This is a genomic window from Kitasatospora sp. NPDC022785, assembly GCF_055561295.1.
The window spans coordinates 232,812-252,546 of the sequence record NZ_JBVHHB010000002.1; the positions used below are offsets into that span (position 1 = coordinate 232,812).

Sequence of the window (19,735 nt, forward strand, 5' to 3'; positions counted from 1 at the left end):
CCGCGCAGCCGCGTTCGCCCCCGTCTACGCCCTGCTCCGGGCCTCGGCCGACCTCACCGACCACCCGGGCTGACCCGGCAAAGGCCGTGTCCGCCTTCCCCGGCGTCTCGCTTCCGAGGGGCAGTCGCCGACCACGGTCGGTCCACTCCGGCCGAACTCGCCGCGTGTTTCAGAGGCCACTGGGGCATCGAGAACCTCCTGCACCACGTCCGCGACCGCGCCTTCCGCGAGGACGACTCCGAGGAGCCCCCGCAGCCACCCCGAATACGGTCCCGTCGGGGACCGAAGCGCAGACCCGGCCGTCCCGACCACGGGCGCGGAAGCCTGTCGCAGAAGATAACGCTTGCGTCACGACCGGAGATCGCGTGCAGCAGTCGCGAGTCGGGCTCCGTCAGGTTGAGCGGGGGAGCCAAGGGGGCTTCGGGAGAGGCGAGGATGCTCAAGAGACACGAGCCGGGTGACCATGCGAACCGCTGACGTCCCTGCCTTCACGGCATTCGTGCATGCACGGTCGTCGGCCCTCTTCAGGACCGCACTGCTGCTCACCGGCGAGCGTCATGCGGCCGACGATCTGGTGCAGTCCACGCTGGAGCAGGTCTGTCGGCACTGGCGCCGGATTCGCTCCGCCGACGCACCGGAGGCCTACGCACGCCGGATCCTGGTGAACCTCGCCAACGACCGCTGGCGCAAACTACGCGGACGTGCGGAAGTACCCCTGGACGACGGTATCGGGGACGGGTACGTCGATCCGTACAAAGGTCTCGTGGTCCGCGACGAGTTGATGCGCGAGCTGCAGTCCCTGCCGATCGGCATGCGCACCGTACTGGTGCTGCGGTACTTCGAAGACCTCGACGACGCGGAGATCGGCCACTTGATGAACATCTCGGCCGGCTCGGTCCGATCCCAGGTGGCCCGGGGCCTGTCGAAACTCCGGTCGACCGTCGATGCACAGGCACTGCACGCACGTTCGGAAGGGGCGGCATGAAGGACTACGACCTGGAGAAGGAGCTGGCCGCGGCCATGCTCGACCGTTCACGGCAGGAACCGCCGCGCAGCTACGACGTCGATGACCTCATCGGGTCGGTACGGCAGCGCCGCCGGCGCCTGCAGACAGGTGCGGCGGCGGCCGTGGTGATCGTGGCCCTGGGCGCTGGCTTCTTGTCTCAAGCGGATCACGACCGCGCCTCGGTGCCCGTACAGGCATCGACCGCGCCGAGTACCGATATGCCTCCTCCGCCCCCGCCCATCCAGCCGTCCTCGCCCACGGCTTCGGCATCGGCCTCGACACCGGCCTCCCCGGCCGACCCGGCCCGGACGACGAACACCCTGTTCCTCTCGGCCCTGCGCTACCAGAATCCGGCCACCCGCTCTGCGGTGGATCCGGCAGAGGTGGCGGCATTGTTCGCCAACGAGTCCACGTACCAACGGATCTGGGGCGCTGACTCCCGCGGTGTGACCTGCGGTGCCTTGGTCGACGGCGTGCTGGCGTCGGGTGAGGTCTTGCTGTACCAGGGGACTGAACGGCTCGACCGGACCCCTTCCCTGGACTTCGACGGGGCCACGGGGAAGGTGACCGACCTGACCTGCACAACGGTCGCCGGAGACAGCAAGGGGGGCGACCCTACGGTTTCCGGCTTCTACGGCGGGCTGGTGGCGGCCACCAAGTCCGGAGACTCCACCGCCGTGGCAAGGCTCGGTAAGCAGTTCGTGACCGCGCAGCTTCGATCCGACCAGGGCCCGACCGCCGGCACCTGCTCCTTCACCACCCCGCCTTTCTGGCTCGCCCACAACCCCTCGTCCGGAACTCTCACCCACGGATGGACCGTGAACCTCGGCGGCCACCACGACTTCCCGATCGAGATCGACGAGACAGCGGAGATCGCCAGATCTTGCGGCAGCTGAGCCGCACCAGCCGCCACTGAGGCAGACGACACCGGACCGAGCCCGCACGGCGGCGCGTCCGGAAACCCCTACACGCCCTTACCGGCCAATAGGCGATGTCCGCGTGCCCGGACATCGGAAAGCGAGTGCCCGCATGAAGCATCGGACAGCCTTCGTCATACCCGCACTCGTGGGCGCCGCCATGGTTGCCCACGTCCTGATCCCGACCTCGGGTCCCGCCGAGGGCGCCTCTCCCGGCCCACTGCCGACGTCAACCCCGTCAACCCCTTCAACCCCGTCAACCCCGTCAGCGCAAGGCCCGCTTTCCGAGCCAGCACTTGCCGCCACGGGTACGACAACGCCGGAACAGGCCGTGCGCCTCGCGCTCGACGGGCTCGGGGTGCACCACGGCCAGTACGCTCTCGCCGTCGAGGACCTCACCTCGGGCCGCTCGGCCGCCTACGGTTCGTCCACCGAGACCTTCACCTCCGCGAGCATCATCAAAGTCAACATTCTGGCCGCCCTGCTGCTGCAGACGCAGGACCGCGGAGGCCGACTCAGCTCTGCTCAGCGACAGCTGGCCTCCGACATGATCCGCGTCAGCGACAACGACGCGGCACAGAAACTCTGGATCGACATAGGCAGACGCCAAGGTCTGGACGCGGCCAACGCCCGACTCGGACTCACCCCGGCGCACGCCGGCCAAAGGGGAGCCTGGGGACTGACCCGGACCACGGCCCGTGACCAAATCTCCCTCCTGAAGGCCGTGTTCACGCCGGACTCCCCCTTGAACGCCGCATCCCGGTCGTACATACGGGCTCTCATGAGCGCCGTCACCGCCGGACAGAACTGGGGCGTCGGCGCAGCGGGAGCGCCCGGCGACCTGCCCGTACTCAAGAACGGCTGGCTCCCGGGCGGGATGCCTCAGCTATGGGTCGTCAACAGCGTGGGCATCGTCGAACGTGCGGGACACACGCTGCTCGTCGTCGTACTCACCGACGGTCAGCCCACGCGGGAGACCGGCATCGCACTCATCGAGCAGGCCGCGGCGACCGCGGTCGAGGCACTGGTGCGCACGCCCTGAAAACCCACTCGTCCATGCAGTGCCGGCGCCCTCAGACGCCCCTCGACGCCCGGAGAGCAGAGCAGTTCGGGCAGGCATGATCCTTGCCGCACAACGGATATGACGCTATGCCACTCACGCGACCGGCGAACCGGACCAATCCCAGTCACGCAATGCCCCTGGTATGGCGCCGGTCCGCTCATCATGGATCAACAGGAGTCTGCGGCCACCTTGATGTGGGCGCCGGCGGCGCCCGGCAGAGCCTCAAATACCCCGTGGTCACCTCGCCGCCTTCGGCACGGTCCACATCCCGCCCTGCCCGGGGCCGCCGACTGGCCGCCGGGGCCCGGCGGCGAGGTGGCCGGGGCGGAGCCGAACCCGGCGGCCCCGGCCCCGTCTGGTGAACGGGCCGGGGCCGGGACAGACCGCGCGGCTACCAGGCGTAGTCCTCCGGGGCGGGCTGGTGGCCGGGGAAGATCTCGTCCAGCCGGTCGAGCGTCTTCTGGTCGAGCTTGACGTCGAGCGCTCCCACCGCCGCGTCGAGGTGCGCGAGCGTGCGGGGGCCGACGATCGGCGCCGTGACGGCCGGGCGGCTGAGCAGCCAGGCGAGGGCGAGGTCGCCGGGCTCGGTGCCGAGTTCGGCGGCGAAGTCCTCGTAGGCCTGGATGCGGTCGCGGTTGGCCGCGAGGATCTCGGCGGCGTGTCCCATGGCGCCGCGGACGGCGGTGCCCTCGCGCTCTTTGCGCAGGACGCCGCCGAGCAGGCCGCTGCGGAGCGGGGACCACGGCAGCAGGCCGAGGCCGTAGTGCTGGAGGGCGGGGATGACCTCCAGTTCGACGGTGCGGTCGATCAGGTTGTAGAGGGACTGCTCGCTGACCAGGCCGAGGAAGTGCCGGGCGCGGGCGGCTTCCTGCGCCTGCGCGAGGTGCCAGCCGGCGAAGTTGCTGGAGCCGACGTAGATGATCTTGCCCTGGGCGACCAGGACCTCCATCGCCTGCCAGATCTCCTCCCAGGGCGTGTCCCGGTCGATGTGGTGCATCTGGTAGAGGTCGATGTGGTCGGTGTTGAGCCGGCGCAGGCTCTCCTCGACCGCGCGGCGGATGGCGAGGGCGGAGAGGCGGCCCTCGTTGGGCCATTCGCCCATCGGGGCGTACGCCTTGGTGGCGAGCACGGTCCGCTCGCGACGGCCGCCGCCCTGGGCGAACCATCTGCCGATGAACTCCTCGGTGCGGCCCTTCAGCTTGCCCTCGCCGTCACGGCCGTACGCGTTGGCCGTGTCGAAGAAGTTGATGCCCCGCTCGTGGGCGGTGTCCATGATCAGGTGGGCATCCGGCTCCTCGGTGTGCGGGCCGAAGTTCATGGTGCCCAGGCAGAGACGGGAGACGGTGAGGCCGGTGCGGCCGAGGTGGGTGAACTCCATGCCGCCCACCTTCGGCCGCACCGGCGCCGGTGTCCAGCACATTCCGCGGGGCGGACGGAAGCCGGGCCGAAGATCGTCCGAAACGGCCGCCGCACGGCGGGAATGTGGCGCACGGAGCCGGAAGACGGCACCTCACCGCCCGTGCGTGGCGAACTTCCGTACGGCGAGCGGCCCGCAGACCGCCAGCAGCACCGCGCACCAGAGCAGCGTCACGGGTACGGCGTGCTGCATCGGCCAGGCCCCGCCGGGCGCGGACGGGTTGCCGAACAGTTCGCGGCAGGCCTGCACCACGGCGCTGACCGGGTTCCAGTCGGCGGTCACGCGCAGCCAGCCGGGCATGCCGCCGGTGGGCACGTACGCGTTGGTGACCATTGCCAACGGGAAGACCGCGACGGCGAGTTGGCTGGCCGCCTCCTCCTTGCCGACGGCCAGCCCGAGGAAGGTGCCGACCCAGGTCATCACGAAGCGGAACAGCAACAACAGCCCGAACGCCCCTGCGGCGTCGGCCGGTCCGCCCCTGATCCGCCAGCCCGCCACGAGACCGACCACGGCGAGCAGGGCCAACACCACCACGCTGACCAGGAAGTCGGCCAGGGTCTGCCCGAGCAGCAGACCGGTCCGCGAGACGGGCATCGAACGGAGCCGGTCGGTGACCCCGCGCCCGACGTCGCGGGCGGCGCCGACCATGGTGGGCATGACGCCGTTGACGGCCACCATGGCGAACAGCCCGGGCATCAGGAACTCTCGGTAGTTCCCACCGCCCGGCACCTGAATGGCGCTGCCGAAGACGTAGCCGAAGACCACCACCATCACCACCGGCACCGCCAGCGAGGCGGCCAACAGGCCGGGCGAGTGCCGGTAGTTGAGCAGCACTCGGAGCATCGAGGACCAGGCGTCGGAGAGCAGCCGGCCCGGCGCGGGGAGCGCGGGCGGAGCGACGGACGCGGCCATCAGGCGGCCCTCCCCTGGGCGGATTCGGCGGTGAGCGCGAGGAAGACGTCGTCCAGCGACGGCGGCCGCACCGCGACGTCCTGTGCGACCACTCCCGCCGCGTCCAACTCCCGCACCAGTCGCGGCAGCAGCACCTCCACCCCGGGCCGGGTGACGACGGCGACGGTCCGCTCGGCCTGGTCGACCACGACATCGCCGCTCTCCGCGAGGGCGGCCAGCACCACGGCGGCGGAGCCGAGTCGGCCGGCCTGCGGGAGGGTGACCGCGATCCGGGTGCCGATCGCCGCCTTGAGCCGCTGCGGCGGACCGGTGGCGATGGCGGCGCCGTGGTCGATCACCACGATGTCGTCGGCGAGCCGGTCGGCCTCCTCCAGGTACTGGGTGGTGAGCAGAACGGTGGTGCCGCCGTCGGCCAACTCCTTGACGGTGGACCAGATCTCCTGGCGGCTGCGCGGGTCGAGGCCGGTGGTCGGCTCGTCCAGGAAGAGCACCGGCGGGCTGGTCACCAGGCTGGCGACGAGGTCGAGGCGGCGGCGCATGCCACCGGAGTAGGTGCGGACGAGGCGGTCGCCGGCCTCGGCGAGGCCGAACCGTTCGAGCAGCTCGCCGGCGCGGGCCCGGGCGGCCCGGGCGCCGAGGTGGTGCAGCCGGCCGAGCAGGTGCAGGTTGTCGCGGCCGGTGATGCCCTCGTCGACGGCGGCGTGCTGCCCGGCCAGCCCGATGCTGCGCCGGACCGCCTCGGCCTCGCGCACCACGTCGTACCCGGCGACCCGGGCGGTGCCGCGATCGGGGGCGACCAGGGTGGCGAGGACGCGGACGGCGGTGGTCTTGCCGGCGCCGTTGGGGCCGAGCAGACCGCAGACGGTGCCGGCCGGGACGGTGAGGTCGAGGCCGCGCAGGGCCTCGGTGCCTCCGGAGGTGGTTCGGGCGGCGGTTCCAGTGGTGGCTCGGGAGGCGGTTCGGGAAGTGCTCCCGGAGGTGATTCCGGTCGTGATTCCGGTGGTAGCCCCGGACCGGGTGCCGGAGCGGGCTCCGAATCGTTTCGCCACGCCCGTCATCTCGACGGCGGGCCCATGGGTCGCTGGCATGACTCTGCCCCTCTGCTAGGTACAGCGTACGTAGAAGCGCGCGCCCACGCATCGTACTACGTACGCCGTACGTATCTAAGATGGGTAACCGAGGTGATCTTCCAGTGCCGTCCAGCAAGCCCCGCGCCGGCTCTTCGTCCGCGCTCCCCGAGCCTCCCGAGGCCCCCGAGCTGATCTGGCTGCGCCCCGAGCGCACCGGCCGCGGCCCGAAGCCCGCCCACAGCCGCGCCTCGATCGCCGCCGCGGCCATCGAGATCGCCGACGCCGAGGGGCTCGACGCCGCCTCCATGCGCCGGGTCGCGGCGGCACTCGGAGCGGGGACGATGTCGCTCTACAACTACGTGCCGAAGAAGGAACACCTGCTCGACCTGATGCTCGACGCGGTCGCCGGCGAGTACGACTACAGCGGCCTCGCCCCGACCGGCGACTGCCGCACGGACCTGCGCCGGCTCGCCCACGCGCAGCTCGCCCTCATGCGGCGCCACCCCTGGCTTCCCGCGCTGGTGATCGCCCGCCCCGGCATCGGCCCCAACGCGCTGCGCTACACCGACCACTTCCTCGCCGTCACCGAACCGAGCGGCCTCGACGGCAGCGCCCGGCTGGAGGCCATGGCCCTGTTCAACGGCTTCGTCTGCCAGTACGCCCAGTACGAGCGGACCGGTGCGGCGGGCGCCAAGTGGCAGGGACAGCTCGTGGGTTACCTCACCAGAGCCGCGATGAGCGGCGAGTACCCCCACCTGGCGGCGGCGTTCGCCACGGCCGGCCCGCCCGCGGACCCGGACACGGCGTTCGACCGTTCACTGCACCGCGTGATCACGGCCGCGCTGACCCCGGTGACGAAGAGCTGACCGCCCGTCCGGGACTCCGGACGGGCGGCACGCGCGCGAGGGCCACCCGGCCGGCGGGGACGCGGGAACCACCGGCGAGCAGGGACGCGGAGACTCCTGCCCGGCGGGGACGCGGGAACTACCGGCGGGCAGGCTGCCGACTGCCCGGGACGAGGAACCAGAGCAGCCAGGCCCCGGTGCCCAGCACCAGCATGTTGACGGCCATCGCCACCGGCTCCTCGCCGAATCCCACCTGGCTCGAGCCCAGCCACTGCGCGACCACGACCTTGGTGAGGAAGAAGAGGGCGAGGTTTCCCGCCACGGTGGCCGCCCAGACCGCTGCCGGATGCCACCGGGGGCGGGGCAGGGCGTTCAGGAGGGAGAGCACGGCGGTCACGAGGAGGGCATGGGGCACGAACGCGTCGGGGATGGTGCCCAGGTAGTTCCAGGGCAGTGCGGACCCGATGACCCAGATCAGCCCCATACAGCCCACGAACCGCACCAGCATCGCCCCGACCGCGCTCGGGGCCGGGTGGTCGCCGGCCGGTGGCGGCGAGGCCACGGCGGGCGCGGAGGGGATGGGAGGCGTTGCCTGCCCCGCGAACGCGGAAGGCCCGGCCTGCGGCGGAAGCCACGCGCCGCCGGGCGCCGCCTGCGGCATTCCGGGCGACGGCTGCGGGGCCGTCGCCGGCTGCACCGGCCCGTACCACCCGCCCCCGGCCGCATCGGGAGCCGTCGGCGTCGGAACGCCCGCCCCAGCCCGCGCCAGCGCCTCCAGCGCCGTCAGGGCCTGTTCCGCCGTGGGCCGCCGCGCCGGGTCCTTGGCCAGCAGCGCGCCCAGCACCGGCGTCAGCCCGCCCGCCCGGACCGGCAGCCGCGGCTCCTTGGTCACCACGGCCACGCACAGCGCGCCGAAGGTGTCCCCACTGAACGGCGTCTCGCCCTCGACCGCCGCGTACAGCGTCGCCCCGAGCGACCACAGGTCGTTGGCGGCCGCCGCCGGCTTCCCCTCCAGTTGCTCGGGAGCCATGTAGGCGGGCGTGCCGATCACCGCGCCGGTGCGGGTGAGCGCCGTGGTGGCGTCGGCCATGTGCGCGATGCCGAAGTCGGTGAGGATCACCCGGTCGCCCATGAGCAGGACGTTGTCCGGCTTGAGGTCGCGGTGGACGATGCCGGCGGCGTGCGCCTGCTGGAGCGCCTTGACCATCGCCGCGCCGATCTCGGCGACCCGCGCCACCGGCAGCGCGCCGTCGCGGGCGATGGCGGCGGCCAGCGAGATCCCGGTGACGAACTCCATCACGATGACCGGCGCACCCTCGTGCTCGGCGACGTCGTGCACGGTGATGATCCCGGGGTGGTTGAGCCGCGCGGCGGCCCGCGCCTCGCGCAGCACGCGCTGGACGAGCTGCTCGCGCTCGGCCTCGGTGACGCCCTGTGGGAGCAGGACCTCCTTCACCGCGACGTCGCGGCCCAGGGTGGTGTCCCACCCGCGCCAGACCCGCCCCATGCCGCCCTGACCGATCAGCTCCTGGAGCTGGTACCGGCCCCCGATCAGTGCCCCGTTCACCCCTGTCACGGGGCTCACCCTAGCGGCACGCCACCGCGGCACCGGCTTCACCTCGTCAAATCGTTTCCGGCCGGGGCCCGGTGCCCCGTACGGTGGCCTCGCCGACGATCTCGGCCGCTACGGCAGTACGGCGGCCACGTACCCGACGAAGCGGCCTCGCACCCGACGGGGGCGGCCACCCGGCCGCCGAGGCTGCCACGCACCCCGACGAACAGGACGAGCACCATGCAGCACCACCACGGCTGGGCCGACGAGCGGTTCGGCGCCGTCGCCGACGCGTTCGCACGCAACTACGCCGACTTCCCCGAACTCGGCTCCGCCGTCACGGTGTTCTCCGGCGGCCGCAAGGTGGTCGAGCTGTGGGGCGGCGTCGCGGACGAACGGACCGGCCGGGCGTGGGCGGCCGACACCCTCGTCCCCGTGTTCTCCTGCGCCAAGGGCCTCGTCGCCGTCTCCGCCCACCTGCTCGTCCAGCAGGGCCGGCTGGACCTCGACGCCCCGGTGAGCCGGTACTGGCCCGAGTTCGCGCAGCACGGGAAGGAGGCGATCACCTGCCGGATGGTGCTCGGCCACCGGGCCGGAATCCCGGCCCTGGACGCCGTGCTGAGCTTCGAGGAGATCGCCGCCTGGACGCCGGTCGTCCGGGCGATCGAGGCGCAGAAACCGCTCTGGGAGCCCGGGACCACCTACGAGTACCACGGCCATGTGCTCGGCTTCCTGATCGGCGAGGTGATCCGCCGGATCACCGGCCTCACCCCCGGCGCGTTCTTCCGCCAGGCGGTCGGCGACCCGCTCGGCCTGGACGCCTGGATCGGCCTGCCCGCCACCGAACTCGCCCGCCTGGCCAGGCTGGTGGAGGCCGAGGGGCGCCGTCCGATGCCCGGGCCGGAGCACCTGCTCACCCGGATCGTGACGATGAACGGCGCGCTCGTCTTCCCCGGCCTGGACGTGCCGCACGGCTGGAACGACCCCGGCCTGCACGCCATCGAGCTGCCGGGCGCGGGTGCGGTCGCCTCCGCCACCGGCCTGGCCGGGCTGTACGCGGCCGCCGTCACCGGCGTCGAAGGAGGCCCGGACGGGAAGGCCGAGCGGCTGCTCTCCCCCGCCACCGTGACCGACGCGCTCCGTGAACTCTCCTCCGGGGCAGGCTTCCTGGGCTTCGACATGGGCGCCCGCTGGGGCTCCGGCGTGCTGCTGGACTCCCCCTCGTTCCGCCCGATGCTCGGCTCCCGGAGCTTCGGCAACGACGGCGCGGGCGGCCAGTTCGCCTTCGGCGACGACGAGTTCGGCGTCGGGTTCGCGTACGTCGCCAACCGCATGATCGGCCACGGCGACGCGCGCGCCAACCGCCTGATCGAGGCGGTCCGCGACAGCCTCGGCGGCTGAGCGGCCGGCGCGCCCCCGCCTCGCCACCACCTCCACGCCCCCGCGAGCCGGCCGGCTGATTGACCCACACATTCGCGCCGGCAATGCACCAGTCGGTGGGCCACCCATCGACCTAGGCTCGTTCCCATGACAACCGTTCAGATCCCGCAGCGCATGAACTTCCCCGCCGTCGCCCCCAAGGTCTTCCGGGCCGTCCTGGCCATGGACGCCGCCGCCCGCGAGGGCCTGGACCCAGTGCTGGTCGAGCTGGTGCAGATCCGCACCTCCCAGGTCAACCGCTGCGCCTACTGCATCGACTACCACACCGGTGACGCACGGAAAGCGGGCGAGACCGAGGACCGCATCTACCAGCTCTCGGCGTGGGAGGAGTCGAGCCTCTACACCGCCAAGGAGCGCGCGGCCCTCGCGCTGGCCGAGGCCGTCACCCTGCTGCCGCAGGGCGTCTCGGACGCGGTGTACGCGGAGGCGGCGGAGCAGTTCGAGGAGAAGGAGCTGGCCCAGCTGATCGCGCTGATCTTCACGGTCAACGCGTGGAACCGGATGAACGTCTCCACCCGCAGGACCCCGGGTGCGGCATAGCCGTACCGGCGAAGGGCGGTGGCCGCGGGATACGGCCACCGCCCTTCGCCGTTTCCGGGGCCCGGAGCCTCGAACACCCGAGGCCCCAACTGCCCGATCGGGCAGCGTCCTCCGCCTCCTCCGGCACTCGGTGGCGCCGCCATTGACACCCAAAGTTGGTCTAGTCCACCGTAGGGGACAGCGCCGCCACCCCGCCCGGGGCCGTGACGGCAACCCCTCGGCCGGAATCCTGGACTCGCTTGTAAGGCTGCCGAGTTCAAGTACTCGGGCACCCTCACCGCGCACCGCCCGGAACCCCCACGGCCGCTCGTCCGGCCGCGGCCTCGCCACGCCCCGGGCCGCCCCGGGGCGGCGGCCGCATGCCCCTGACGACCGAACGGAGAACAGGCATGAGCAGAATCTGTCCGGCCCTGCCCACCAACCGGGCCTGCACAGCCACGATTTCCGCGGTGGGCACGGAGGCGGCGTACGGGGCCGAGCAGTTCGGTGTCGAGGTGCACGCCGAGTTCGCCGACCACCTGGCCCCCCGGCGCGAGCAGCTGCCGGACGAGGCACAGGCCGACGCCGAGTCCTTCGCCCGGCTGATCGAGGCCTGGGGCCCGTTGGTGGCGGCCGCGAGGTGTGCCGGTGTCCCGGCCGGAGGGGCCGAGTAGATGACCGACCACATCACCGTGACGGCCGACGACGTCACCTTCCGCCGGCTGGCCGACGCCGACTGGGACGCCGTCGTGGCGCTGGAGTTCGCCGCCTACGCCGCGGACAACCTGTCCGAGGGACGGGAGTCCCTCCAGTCCCGGGGGCGGTCCTCGCCGGACACCTGCTTTGTGGTGGAGCGCCGGGGAGAGGTCATCGGCTACCTGCTGAGCCTGCCCTACCCGCTGTACCGCTGCCCGGACCTCGGCGCGGTCGACGAGGGCGGCACCGCGGCGTCCGAGCCCGCCGTGACCGGGCCCAAGCCCGAGCCCGCGTCCGATCCCGAGCCGCGCAACCTCCACGTGCACGATCTCGTCATCGCCGAGGAGTGGCGTAGCAAGGACGTCGCCCTGCGGTTCATGCGCCACCTCAAGGAGTACGCACGGACCCAGGGGTTCGGGCGGATCTCGATGGTGGCGGTCCGGCGCAGCGACATCCTGCTGGCCATGCTGGGCTACCGAACCCACCGCGAGGTCACCGTGCCGGAGTGCTACGGCAGGCGCGCGGTCTACATGTCGATGGCGATCTGACAGCCTGCCCGAAACTCGGGGGATGGCGTAGGGTTCCTGGCTCATGACCTGGGTGACCAGGTTCATGAACGGGCCGATGCCGGTGGTCGGCTCGCAGCGGCCGAACACCTTCGCCCGGTGGACGTCGTAGGCGGCCAGGTAGGCCAGTGCTCCGCCGCGCCCGTAGGTGTGGTTGACCCGCATCGCCCTGGCCTGCCCGGGGGCGAGGGTGGGGTGACAGCGGCAGCGGGCCTGGATGGAGGTCTTCTCGTCCGCGCTGATCACACACGTACTCGTCCGCGCCGAGCGGCTCGCCGTCCCAGGCGCGGGTGTACAGGTCAAGGACACGGGCTGCCTTGAGCCGGAAGCCGGGGTCGCTGATGAAGATCCAGGACCGGTGTTGCCAGGGCTTGATCGCGTCCTGGACGAGCCGGCGTCGCACTGTGGAGGCGGAGATTGTGTCGACGATGGCGCGGGCGACGACCTCGCGGGCCAGCTCCGAGGCCGACCAGCGGGACAGTGGCGTGCCGCTCTCCGCTGGCAGTTGACAGGCCAGCGCCTTGACCTGGGCCCTCTGTAACGGGGCGAAGGAGGCGGGACGCCCGGAACGCTTGCGGTCGGACAGGGCGGGCAGCCGGTTCCCGGCGAAACGGTCGCGCCAGGTGCGGACGGTGTCCACGTGCAGCCCGGTCTCGCGGGCGATGCGCGCGTTGGAGCGGTCCCGAGCCGCGTACAAGACGACCTGGGCGCGCTGGCGCAGCCGGTGCTCCGTCTTGTGGCCGTAGGCCATCTTCTTCAGCCGCTCACGCTCGGAGGCCGTCAGGAAGATCGGGCGTGCGGCGGTGCGATGCAACGCGGGAGAGCCGTTCACGAGAAGTGGATGGCGACAGGGTGCAAAGAAGCGCGCCCTTCCTGCGGCGTGCCGCCCTGCACCGTCTCTGCGGTCAGTGGGTGCCGATCAGTGCCGTGCGTGCGGCGGTGAGGATCTCGTCGGAGAGCGGGGTGCCGTTGGTGGCTCGGGACAGGACGAGTGCGCCGAGCATGGTGCACAGCCGGGTGATGCCGTCCTGGTCCTTGGCGGCGAGGAAGTCGGCGAAGTCGCCCACTCCCTGGGTGTAGACGCGGCGGGCCTCGGTCTCTCCTCCGTCGCGGGCCATGTCGGTGGCGAGTGCGGCGGCGGGGCAGCCGTCAGCCGGGCTGTCGCGGTGCTCGACGGAGAGGTAGGCGTCGATCAGCGCCCGCTGGGCGGCGTCGCGCTGCCCGGCGTACCGATCGAGCCCGTCCTTGTGGTGCTGGGCGAGTTCGGCGAACGCGTGGGCGGTGGCTTCGTCGATGAGGGCCTCCTTGGAGGCGAACTGCTTGTAGAAGCCGCCGTGGGTCAGGCCGGCCGACTTCATGAGGTCGGCGACGCTCAGGTGGGTGCCCTGCTCCCGGAGCAGCCGGGAGGCGGTCTCCACGACCCGTCGGCGGTTCTCCTGTGCCTGTGCCTGCGATACGCGGCCCATCGGTCACCCCTCCCAGTTGGATGTCGAGTGAAATCTATTCTAGACTGATATTTAGATGACGGATGCAATCTATCCTGCGGTCGTCGCCGCCCTCAACGCTGGGAGTGCTCATGGAGCTGAAGGACGCGGTCGCGGTGGTCACTGGCGCCAACCGGGGGCTCGGGCGCCATCTGGCCGCCCAGCTCATGGCGCGCGGGGCCAAGGTGTACGCGGCGGCCCGCCGCCCCGAGACGGTGGACCTGCCCGGGGCCGTCCCGCTGCGGCTCGACCTGACAGACGCGGAGTCGATCCGGGAGACGGCCCGCACCGCCTCCGACGCGACGCTGCTGGTGAACAACGCCGGCATCTCCACCGGCACGCCGCTGATCGCGGGCGGCTTGGACGCGGTGCGCCTGGAGATGGAGGTGAACTTCTTCGGCCCGCTCGCCGTGACCCGGGCCTTCGCCCCGGTCATCGAGTCCAACGGCGGCGGCGCCGTGCTCAACGTGCTGTCCGTCCTGTCCTGGCTGCACCCGGCCGGCGTCGGCTCCTACGCCGCGGCGAAGGCCGCCGCCTGGGCGCTGACCGGTGCGGTCCGGGAGGAGCTGGCACCCCGCGGCATCGCCGTGACGGCGCTGCACGTCGGATACATGGACACCGACATGGCCGCCGGCGTTCCCGCCGAGCAGAAGGCCGACCCGGCCGAGGTCGCCGCCCAGGCTCTGTCGGGCATCGAGACGGGCCTGCCCGAGATCCTCGCCGACGACGTCACCCGGCACGTGAAGCAGAGCCTGGCCGCCGCGCCGAATGCGGGGTGAGGCGCCCCCGCCGCATCGGCGCGGAGCCCTCTGAGCCAGCAGTGCAGAGGAGAAAGTATCTCGTACCGGGGCAAGCCCGGAGCGAGCGGAGACCCCGTCCCCCTGCGGGCGGAAAACGGAGATGACGATGAAGGCGTATCTGATCGAGAAGTACGGTGACCAGTCCGCGGTGCGCGCCGCCGAGCTGCCCGATCCGAAGCCGGGCGCCGACGACGTGCTGGTCAAGATCCACGCGGCGAGCGTCAACCCGCTGGACTTCAAGATCCGCGACGGTGCCTTCAAGCGGATCCTCCCGTACCGCCTGCCTCTCATCCTGGGCAACGATCTCGCCGGAGTGGTGGTCAAGGTCGGCTCGGCCGTCACCCGCTTCGCGGTGGGCGACGAGGTCTACGCGCGGCCCGACAAGGACCGCATCGGCACCTTTGCCGAACTCATCGCCGTCCACCAGGACGACCTGGCCCACAAGCCGGCCACCCTCACCATGGCGGAGGCCGCCTCCCTTCCCCTGGTCGCCCTCACCTCATGGCAGGCGCTGGTCGAGAAGGCACGGGTCCGACCGGGCCAGAAGGTCCTCATCCACGCGGGCTCCGGCGGGGTGGGCACCATCGCCCTCCAACTGGCCAGGCACCTGGGCGCACACGTGGCCACTACCGCGAGCGCGGCCAATACCGCCCTGGTCAAGGAACTCGGCGCGGACGTCGTCATCGACTACCGCACCCAGGACTTCGAGGACATCCTGGACGGCTACGACGTCGTCCTGGACACCCTCGGTGGCAAGACCCTGGAGAAGTCCCTGCGCATCCTCAAGCCCGGCGGGAAGGTCATCAGCATCGCCGGGCCCCCCGACGGGGACTTCGCCCGCGAGCTCGGCGCGAACCTGGTCCTGCGCCAGGCGATGAACGCGCTGAGCTTCACGACCCGGCGCCACGCCAAGCTCCGGGGCGTGACGTACTCCTTCCTGTTCATGAAGGCCGACGGCGAGCAGCTGCGCGAGATCACCCGGCTCGTCGACGCCGGGAAGATCCGCCCCGTCGTCGACCGGGTCTTCCCCTTCGAGCAGACCCGCGAAGCCATGGAGTACGCCGAGCAGGGCCGCGCCAAGGCCGGCAAGGTCGTCATCGCGACGGTGTGAACACCAGCCCCCGCCGCACCACCGCCAGGCCCCGGGCAGCGAGAGGATCCCACCCCCCACCACCCCTACCTTCACACCCCCAGGAACCGATCATGAGCGCACCGCGCAGTTCCCCCACCCCCACGCCCGCCCCGTCGTCGTCGTCGTACAAAGATGCACCGACCCGTTCGGTGTCCGTACGCGGCGTCGACTTCGTCTACCGCCAGCTCGGCCCGGAAGGAGACGGCGTACCACTGATCCTGCTCCACCACCTGACCGCTGTCCTGGACGACTGGGACCCCCGCGTCGTCGACGGACTCGCCGCCCGGCGCCAGGTGATCGCCTTCGACAACCGCGGAGTCGGCTCGTCGGGCGGCTCCACCCCCGACACAATCGAAGCGATGGCCCGCGACGCGGTGCTGTTCATCCGAGCCCTGGGCTTCGAGCAGGCCGACCTGCTCGGCCTGTCGATGGGCGGCTTCATCGCCCAGGTCATCGCAGCCGAGGAACCGCAGCTGGTGCGCAAGGTCATCCTCGCGGGCACCGGCCCCGCCGGAGGCCCCGGCATCGACAAGGTCACCGCACTCACCCTCCGGGACATCCTGAAGGGCTTCCTGACCCGCAAGGACCCCAAGCAGTTCCTCTTCTTCACCGACACCGAACACGGCCGACGCGAAGCACGCGCCTTCCTCGAACGGCTGCAGGAACGCACCAGCGACCGCGACAGGGCCATCTCGCTGACGTCGTTCCGCGCCCAGCTCAAGGCCATCCGCCGATGGGGCCTGCAGGCGCCCGCGGACCTGTCGCGCATCCACCAGCCAGTCCTGGTGGCCAACGGCGAGAGCGACAGGATGGTGCCGAGCGAGAACACCCTCGACCTCGCCGCACGCCTGCCCCGGAGCGAACTCGTCCCCCTCTACCCGGACGCCGGACACGGCGGGATCTTCCAGTTCCACAACGAGTTCGTGGCCAGAGCCCTCGCATTCCTCGAAGCACAGCCCGAGGCCTGATCCCTGACGCCACATCCCGCCGCCGCCTCGCCCCAGGCGCGACCGGGACAAGGCGGGCCCGGGCGAGCCAGCCTGCCCCGATCAGACGCCTCCTGTACGCCGGCATTCCCATCGGCACCCCGAGAATGCCCTCGGCATCGCATGCCAGATCTACCCCGTCACCTGGCCACAAGCCCGCCGACGCCCAGCCTCGAAGTCACCCCCCGAAGGACTTACTACGCAGACCACCAAGCTTCCGATCATGCTTCCCCGACGACTGGCCGCACTGGCCCTCGGCACCCTCGCCCTGGCCACGGCCTGCACCGGCTCGCCGCCCCCCGGTGACGCGCTCGGCTCATCCCCGCCGTCCGCCTCGGCCTCACCCGAGGCGGACGAGTCGGACCCTCCGATCGTGGTCCGCGACCTGACCTCGGCCGAGCTCCAGAACCGTTGGTGGGTCTGGGCCGCGTCGACGGAGTCAGCCCGCAACCCGGTCCTCGACCAGGACGGGCGCCGGTGCGCCCAGGGCCAGAAGGAGGGGATCTGGCTCCTTGCCGGAACGACCGGTGGCACCGCCGAGCGCTCGTGCACCGTCCCCACCGGGGTGCCGGTCGTGTTCCCGCTCGTCAACCTGATGGGCGACGCGCACGACTGCCTGGGCTTCATGGACGCTGCCAAGGGCGGTGCAGTCCTCGACGGGAAGGCCCTGACGCCCGAGAAGCTCGACGCGACCCCGATCGACATGTTCACCGCCGCAGGCAACCCGTTCACCGACAAGCGGGACCACTTCCACACCTGGTCGTGCGGCCTCTGGGTGCGTCTGGAGCCGCTCTCCCCCGGGAGTCACGAGCTGAGCTTCCACGGCGAGTCGGGTTCGTTCTCCGACTCCGTGGACTACCACCTCACGGTCGCCAAGCCCGCCCCCACCGGCGCCGCCTGAGCGGACCCGCCCGATCGGGGCCGGCGGGGGCGGAAGTCGGCCGGTCCGACCTCCACCCCCGTGCGCTCCCGTCCACCCCCGTACGCACCGCCGGTTTGCAGGAACTGTCGCCCACCCAAGGTTGGCGGCGTACCGTCATTCGCACGGTCCGCTCCGACGGAGACGAGGCGCCACATGCCCGACCAACAGGCTGGACGGATATTCGAGACCGCGCGCGAGTTCGCCCGCCGTGACGACTGGGACAACGCGGTCGTCTGGTACCGCCGGGCCGCCGACGCCGGCGTCACCGACGCGATGCTGATCCTTGCGGCCCACCACGCGATGCGCGACGAAATGCGGACGGCCCAGGACTGGTTGAGACGAAACCTGGCCGCCGGCGACGACGACCGGGAGAGCGTGGCCGGGTACCTCCGGGGCGCCATCGCCGCGCACTTCGCGAAGAGCCCCGCCGACGCCCGGCTCTGGGAGACGCGGATCCGGACCAGCGTCGGCTATCCGACGCCGAACGATCCGCTCAAGGTCCGGCAGGACGCCGTGGCGGTGGTGTTCGGACTTCTGGTGGAGGGCATCGATCCTCCTGGCGGCCCGGCGCATGCGGGCGGTTCGGCGAGCAGCACGGCGGCTGCGTCGGGAGGCTGTCTGCTGGCCGTGCTCGCCGTCGGCTTCCTGCCCATGCTGTTCGCCGCCTTCCTCGCCGTACGCGGCGGCGCCTGACCCTCGCGTCGCCTCACCCGCCCTGCCATCTGTCCCGGCCTCAATTCGCTTTCACGCCCGGCCACCGAGAGCTAGTGTTCGAGGCCGGCGAGCAACCCACGAGGAGTCGAGACATGCCCGGTCGTCCGAGCGCGCGTTGACGTCGTAGGCCGTGATCGGCCTGTCATCGCGTGCTGCCCCTGATTGCGCGGCACAGCGAGCCTTCCCCCACCTGAACCGTCGGCAGCGTTCGTCGGTGCGCCCATCGGTGCGCGCCTGTCGGTACGGGCCTGCCGGGCGCCGGGTGGCGGCCTCGTTCTCGGCAACCCGAGGGGTCCCTGTGCCGTTCACTTCCTCCGTCGTATCCGATGCGGGCCGTCCTGCGCCGCCGGGCCTCCGGCGGGACGGTGACTTCCGCCGGTTCTGGGTGGGCCAGACGCTGTCCCAACTCGGCGAGCACACGGGCCTGGTGGTCCTGCCGCTGATCGCCGTCGTCTCGCTCGACGCGGACGCCGACCAGGTGGGCACCCTCCGCGCGGTGGGGCAGGCGCCGACGCTGTTGCTCTCGCTCTTCGTCGGCGCCTGGGTGGACGGGTGGCGGCCCCGGACCGTCATGGTGCTGGCGGACCTCGGCCGGGCCCTGGCACTGGGCGGGGCCGCCGTGGCCGGCCTCCTCGGCGGACTCGGCCTCCCGGCGCTGCTCGCGGTGGCCTTTGTCGTCGGCGCCCTGTCCGTGCTCTTCGACGTGGCGTACCAGGCATCGCTCGTCCGGCTGGTGAAACGTGATCAGCTCGTGCGAGGCAACAGTGCAGTGGAGAGCAGCCGCTCCGCCGCGCAGATCGGCGGCCCGGCGCTCGGCGGAGCACTGGTGTCCCTGCTGTCGGCACCGATCGCCGCCGCGTCCGGCGCACTGTTCTTCGTGCTGTCGGTCCTGTCGATCCGCCGCATCCGCCGGGTCCGCCAAGTCGAATCGGTCCCGGAGCGCTCGGACCGCGCCTCTCCGGTCCGGCGGCAGATCCAGGAGGGGCTGCGCTTCGTCGGCACCGACACCTCGCTGCGGACCGTGGGCCTCGCCTCGGCCGCCTTCCAGTTCTCCTTCGCGGCGATGATGACCGTCTACCTGCTCTACCTGCCGCGGGACCTCCACCTGTCGGGCGCCGCCGTGGGTCTGGCACTCGCGGCGACGGGGCCGGGCGCTCTCCTGGGCTCGCTGCTCGCCGCCCGTCTCCCGGGCCGGCTCGGTCACGGCCCGGTGCTCGTGTTCGCGGCGGTGCTCGGTGACGGCGTCATGCTCTGCGCGCCTGCCCTGCACGGCTCCTCCGTGGTCACGATCCCCGCGCTCGTCGCGGTCAACTTCGTGTTCGCAGCCTTCGGCCAGCTGGTGAACGTCACGGTCATGGCCGTGCGGCAGGCCGTCACCCCCGACGGGATGCAGGGCCGCGTGGCCGCGACGATCACGTTTGCCGGCATGGGCCTGACCCCGTTCGGCTCGCTGCTCGGCGGGCTTCTCGCGAAGGAGTGGGGGCTGCGCGGGAGCCTCCTGGTGACGGCCGCCGGCATGCTGCTGTCGCCCGTGCTGATGGCCCTGTCCCCGCTGGCCCGCCTGGGGAGGACGCTTCCGCTCCCGCCTCGAGAGGCACCGGCGGCCGCCGGCCGCCTCGGCACTACAGGTGCGACCCGCGACCGGGACCCCGGTGCGGCTCAGCGTGCCCGGCAGTGACACAGGGGCGCGCACC

20 protein-coding genes are annotated in these 19,735 nt (G+C 71.8%); 14 read left to right on the forward strand and 6 right to left on the reverse strand.

The genetic code is table 11. The annotated features are described in order from the left end of the window. Positions 1-463 precede the first annotated feature (463 nt). The 3 genes from ACZ3YO_RS04295 to ACZ3YO_RS04305 all read left to right on the forward strand — a co-directional run bounded on the left by ACZ3YO_RS04295 (position 464) and on the right by ACZ3YO_RS04305 (position 2,965). Positions 464-985 carry a SigE family RNA polymerase sigma factor gene (locus tag ACZ3YO_RS04295; RefSeq protein ID WP_465544344.1) on the forward strand — a complete coding sequence of 174 codons (522 nt, stop codon included), beginning with the start codon at positions 464-466 and terminating at the stop codon, positions 983-985. Beyond that, positions 982-1,902, forward strand: a complete 921-nt coding sequence (locus tag ACZ3YO_RS04300) for a hypothetical protein (RefSeq protein WP_465564643.1) — start codon at positions 982-984, stop codon at positions 1,900-1,902. Before ACZ3YO_RS04295 ends, ACZ3YO_RS04300 begins: the two co-directional genes overlap by 4 nt. A 352-nt stretch (positions 1,903-2,254) precedes the next feature. Further along, complete coding sequence (locus ACZ3YO_RS04305) at positions 2,255-2,965, forward strand: serine hydrolase (protein ID WP_465564646.1); 711 nt, start codon at positions 2,255-2,257, stop codon at positions 2,963-2,965. Between the two features lie 412 nt (positions 2,966-3,377). On the opposite strand, the gene ACZ3YO_RS04310 is transcribed toward ACZ3YO_RS04305, so the two are convergent. From ACZ3YO_RS04310 to ACZ3YO_RS04320, 3 genes are all read right to left on the reverse strand, one after another. Next, positions 3,378-4,364: an aldo/keto reductase gene (locus ACZ3YO_RS04310; protein WP_465564649.1), complete on the reverse strand. Its 987-nt coding sequence runs from the start codon at positions 4,362-4,364 to the stop codon at positions 3,378-3,380. Positions 4,365-4,496: 132 nt separating this feature from the next. After that, positions 4,497-5,315, reverse strand: a complete 819-nt coding sequence (locus ACZ3YO_RS04315; RefSeq protein ID WP_465564652.1) for an ABC transporter permease — start codon at positions 5,313-5,315, stop codon at positions 4,497-4,499. Beyond that, positions 5,315-6,403, reverse strand: coding sequence for an ATP-binding cassette domain-containing protein (locus tag ACZ3YO_RS04320; protein ID WP_465564655.1), 1,089 nt, complete (start codon positions 6,401-6,403; stop codon positions 5,315-5,317). Before ACZ3YO_RS04320 ends, ACZ3YO_RS04315 begins: the two co-directional genes overlap by 1 nt. A 104-nt stretch (positions 6,404-6,507) precedes the next feature. Between ACZ3YO_RS04320 and ACZ3YO_RS04325 the strand changes: the two genes are divergently transcribed. After that, positions 6,508-7,251 carry a TetR/AcrR family transcriptional regulator gene (locus tag ACZ3YO_RS04325; RefSeq protein ID WP_465564657.1) on the forward strand — a complete coding sequence of 248 codons (744 nt, stop codon included), beginning with the start codon at positions 6,508-6,510 and terminating at the stop codon, positions 7,249-7,251. 118 nt (positions 7,252-7,369) lie between these two features. Here the strand turns inward: ACZ3YO_RS04325 and ACZ3YO_RS04330 are convergent, their stop codons facing one another. Beyond that, positions 7,370-8,806, reverse strand: a complete 1,437-nt coding sequence (locus ACZ3YO_RS04330; protein WP_465564660.1) for a serine/threonine-protein kinase — start codon at positions 8,804-8,806, stop codon at positions 7,370-7,372. 216 nt (positions 8,807-9,022) lie between these two features. On the opposite strand from ACZ3YO_RS04330, the gene ACZ3YO_RS04335 reads away from it, so the two are divergent. The 4 genes from ACZ3YO_RS04335 to ACZ3YO_RS04350 all read left to right on the forward strand — a co-directional run bounded on the left by ACZ3YO_RS04335 (position 9,023) and on the right by ACZ3YO_RS04350 (position 11,985). Beyond that, complete coding sequence (locus ACZ3YO_RS04335; RefSeq protein ID WP_465564662.1) at positions 9,023-10,183, forward strand: serine hydrolase domain-containing protein; 1,161 nt, start codon at positions 9,023-9,025, stop codon at positions 10,181-10,183. Positions 10,184-10,309: 126 nt separating this feature from the next. Then, positions 10,310-10,762, forward strand: coding sequence for a carboxymuconolactone decarboxylase family protein (locus ACZ3YO_RS04340; protein WP_465564665.1), 453 nt, complete (start codon positions 10,310-10,312; stop codon positions 10,760-10,762). A 389-nt stretch (positions 10,763-11,151) separates the two neighbouring features. Next, a complete protein-coding gene (locus tag ACZ3YO_RS04345) occupies positions 11,152-11,415 on the forward strand; it encodes a DUF6271 family protein (protein ID WP_465564667.1) in 264 nt (87 codons plus the stop codon). Beyond that, entirely contained in the window at positions 11,416-11,985 is a 570-nt protein-coding gene (locus ACZ3YO_RS04350) for a GNAT family N-acetyltransferase (protein ID WP_465564670.1), read from the forward strand. It begins immediately after the preceding gene. Here ACZ3YO_RS04350 and ACZ3YO_RS04355 read toward each other — a convergent pair. Further along, positions 11,930-12,754 (reverse strand): helix-turn-helix domain-containing protein, encoded by an 825-nt coding sequence (locus ACZ3YO_RS04355; protein ID WP_465565223.1) that lies wholly within the window; start codon positions 12,752-12,754, stop codon positions 11,930-11,932. The two genes, ACZ3YO_RS04350 and ACZ3YO_RS04355, sit on opposite strands and share 56 nt — an antisense overlap. 154 nt (positions 12,755-12,908) lie before the next feature. After that, positions 12,909-13,469 (reverse strand): TetR/AcrR family transcriptional regulator, encoded by a 561-nt coding sequence (locus tag ACZ3YO_RS04360; protein WP_465564673.1) that lies wholly within the window; start codon positions 13,467-13,469, stop codon positions 12,909-12,911. Between the two features lie 110 nt (positions 13,470-13,579). On the opposite strand from ACZ3YO_RS04360, the gene ACZ3YO_RS04365 reads away from it, so the two are divergent. The 6 genes from ACZ3YO_RS04365 to ACZ3YO_RS04390 all read left to right on the forward strand — a co-directional run bounded on the left by ACZ3YO_RS04365 (position 13,580) and on the right by ACZ3YO_RS04390 (position 19,719). Continuing rightward, on the forward strand, positions 13,580-14,266 hold the full coding sequence (locus ACZ3YO_RS04365; protein WP_465564675.1) for an SDR family oxidoreductase: 687 nt from the start codon (positions 13,580-13,582) through the stop codon (positions 14,264-14,266). Between the two features lie 127 nt (positions 14,267-14,393). Continuing rightward, the gene (locus tag ACZ3YO_RS04370) at positions 14,394-15,398 is read left to right on the forward strand and encodes an NADP-dependent oxidoreductase (RefSeq protein WP_465564678.1); all 1,005 of its coding nucleotides are present in this window, start codon (positions 14,394-14,396) and stop codon (positions 15,396-15,398) included. A gap of 92 nt (positions 15,399-15,490) precedes the next feature. Beyond that, positions 15,491-16,387, forward strand: a complete 897-nt coding sequence (locus ACZ3YO_RS04375) for an alpha/beta fold hydrolase (protein ID WP_465564680.1) — start codon at positions 15,491-15,493, stop codon at positions 16,385-16,387. Positions 16,388-16,628: 241 nt separating this feature from the next. Further along, positions 16,629-17,306, forward strand: coding sequence for a signal protein (locus ACZ3YO_RS04380; protein WP_465564683.1), 678 nt, complete (start codon positions 16,629-16,631; stop codon positions 17,304-17,306). Positions 17,307-17,480: 174 nt separating this feature from the next. After that, complete coding sequence (locus ACZ3YO_RS04385) at positions 17,481-18,020, forward strand: hypothetical protein (protein ID WP_465564686.1); 540 nt, start codon at positions 17,481-17,483, stop codon at positions 18,018-18,020. 319 nt (positions 18,021-18,339) lie between these two features. Then, a complete protein-coding gene (locus tag ACZ3YO_RS04390) occupies positions 18,340-19,719 on the forward strand; it encodes an MFS transporter (protein WP_465564688.1) in 1,380 nt (459 codons plus the stop codon). Positions 19,720-19,735 lie beyond the last annotated feature (16 nt).

Bases quoted from the DNA above. Each gene is read 5' to 3' on its own strand.
- ACZ3YO_RS04295 (WP_465544344.1), top strand. From the start codon at position 464: ATGCGAACCGCTGACGTCCCTGCCTTCACGGCATTCGTGCATGCACGG.
- ACZ3YO_RS04300 (WP_465564643.1), top strand. From the start codon at position 982: ATGAAGGACTACGACCTGGAGAAGGAGCTGGCCGCGGCCATGCTCGAC.
- ACZ3YO_RS04310 (WP_465564649.1), bottom strand. From the start codon at position 4,364: ATGGAGTTCACCCACCTCGGCCGCACCGGCCTCACCGTCTCCCGTCTC.
- ACZ3YO_RS04315 (WP_465564652.1), bottom strand. From the start codon at position 5,315: ATGGCCGCGTCCGTCGCTCCGCCCGCGCTCCCCGCGCCGGGCCGGCTG.
- ACZ3YO_RS04320 (WP_465564655.1), bottom strand. From the start codon at position 6,403: ATGCCAGCGACCCATGGGCCCGCCGTCGAGATGACGGGCGTGGCGAAA.
- ACZ3YO_RS04335 (WP_465564662.1), top strand. From the start codon at position 9,023: ATGCAGCACCACCACGGCTGGGCCGACGAGCGGTTCGGCGCCGTCGCC.
- ACZ3YO_RS04340 (WP_465564665.1), top strand. From the start codon at position 10,310: ATGACAACCGTTCAGATCCCGCAGCGCATGAACTTCCCCGCCGTCGCC.
- ACZ3YO_RS04345 (WP_465564667.1), top strand. From the start codon at position 11,152: ATGAGCAGAATCTGTCCGGCCCTGCCCACCAACCGGGCCTGCACAGCC.
- ACZ3YO_RS04350 (WP_465564670.1), top strand. From the start codon at position 11,416: ATGACCGACCACATCACCGTGACGGCCGACGACGTCACCTTCCGCCGG.
- ACZ3YO_RS04355 (WP_465565223.1), bottom strand. From the start codon at position 12,754: ATGGCCTACGGCCACAAGACGGAGCACCGGCTGCGCCAGCGCGCCCAG.
- ACZ3YO_RS04360 (WP_465564673.1), bottom strand. From the start codon at position 13,469: ATGGGCCGCGTATCGCAGGCACAGGCACAGGAGAACCGCCGACGGGTC.
- ACZ3YO_RS04365 (WP_465564675.1), top strand. From the start codon at position 13,580: ATGGAGCTGAAGGACGCGGTCGCGGTGGTCACTGGCGCCAACCGGGGG.
- ACZ3YO_RS04370 (WP_465564678.1), top strand. From the start codon at position 14,394: ATGAAGGCGTATCTGATCGAGAAGTACGGTGACCAGTCCGCGGTGCGC.
- ACZ3YO_RS04375 (WP_465564680.1), top strand. From the start codon at position 15,491: ATGAGCGCACCGCGCAGTTCCCCCACCCCCACGCCCGCCCCGTCGTCG.
- ACZ3YO_RS04380 (WP_465564683.1), top strand. From the start codon at position 16,629: ATGCTTCCCCGACGACTGGCCGCACTGGCCCTCGGCACCCTCGCCCTG.
- ACZ3YO_RS04385 (WP_465564686.1), top strand. From the start codon at position 17,481: ATGCCCGACCAACAGGCTGGACGGATATTCGAGACCGCGCGCGAGTTC.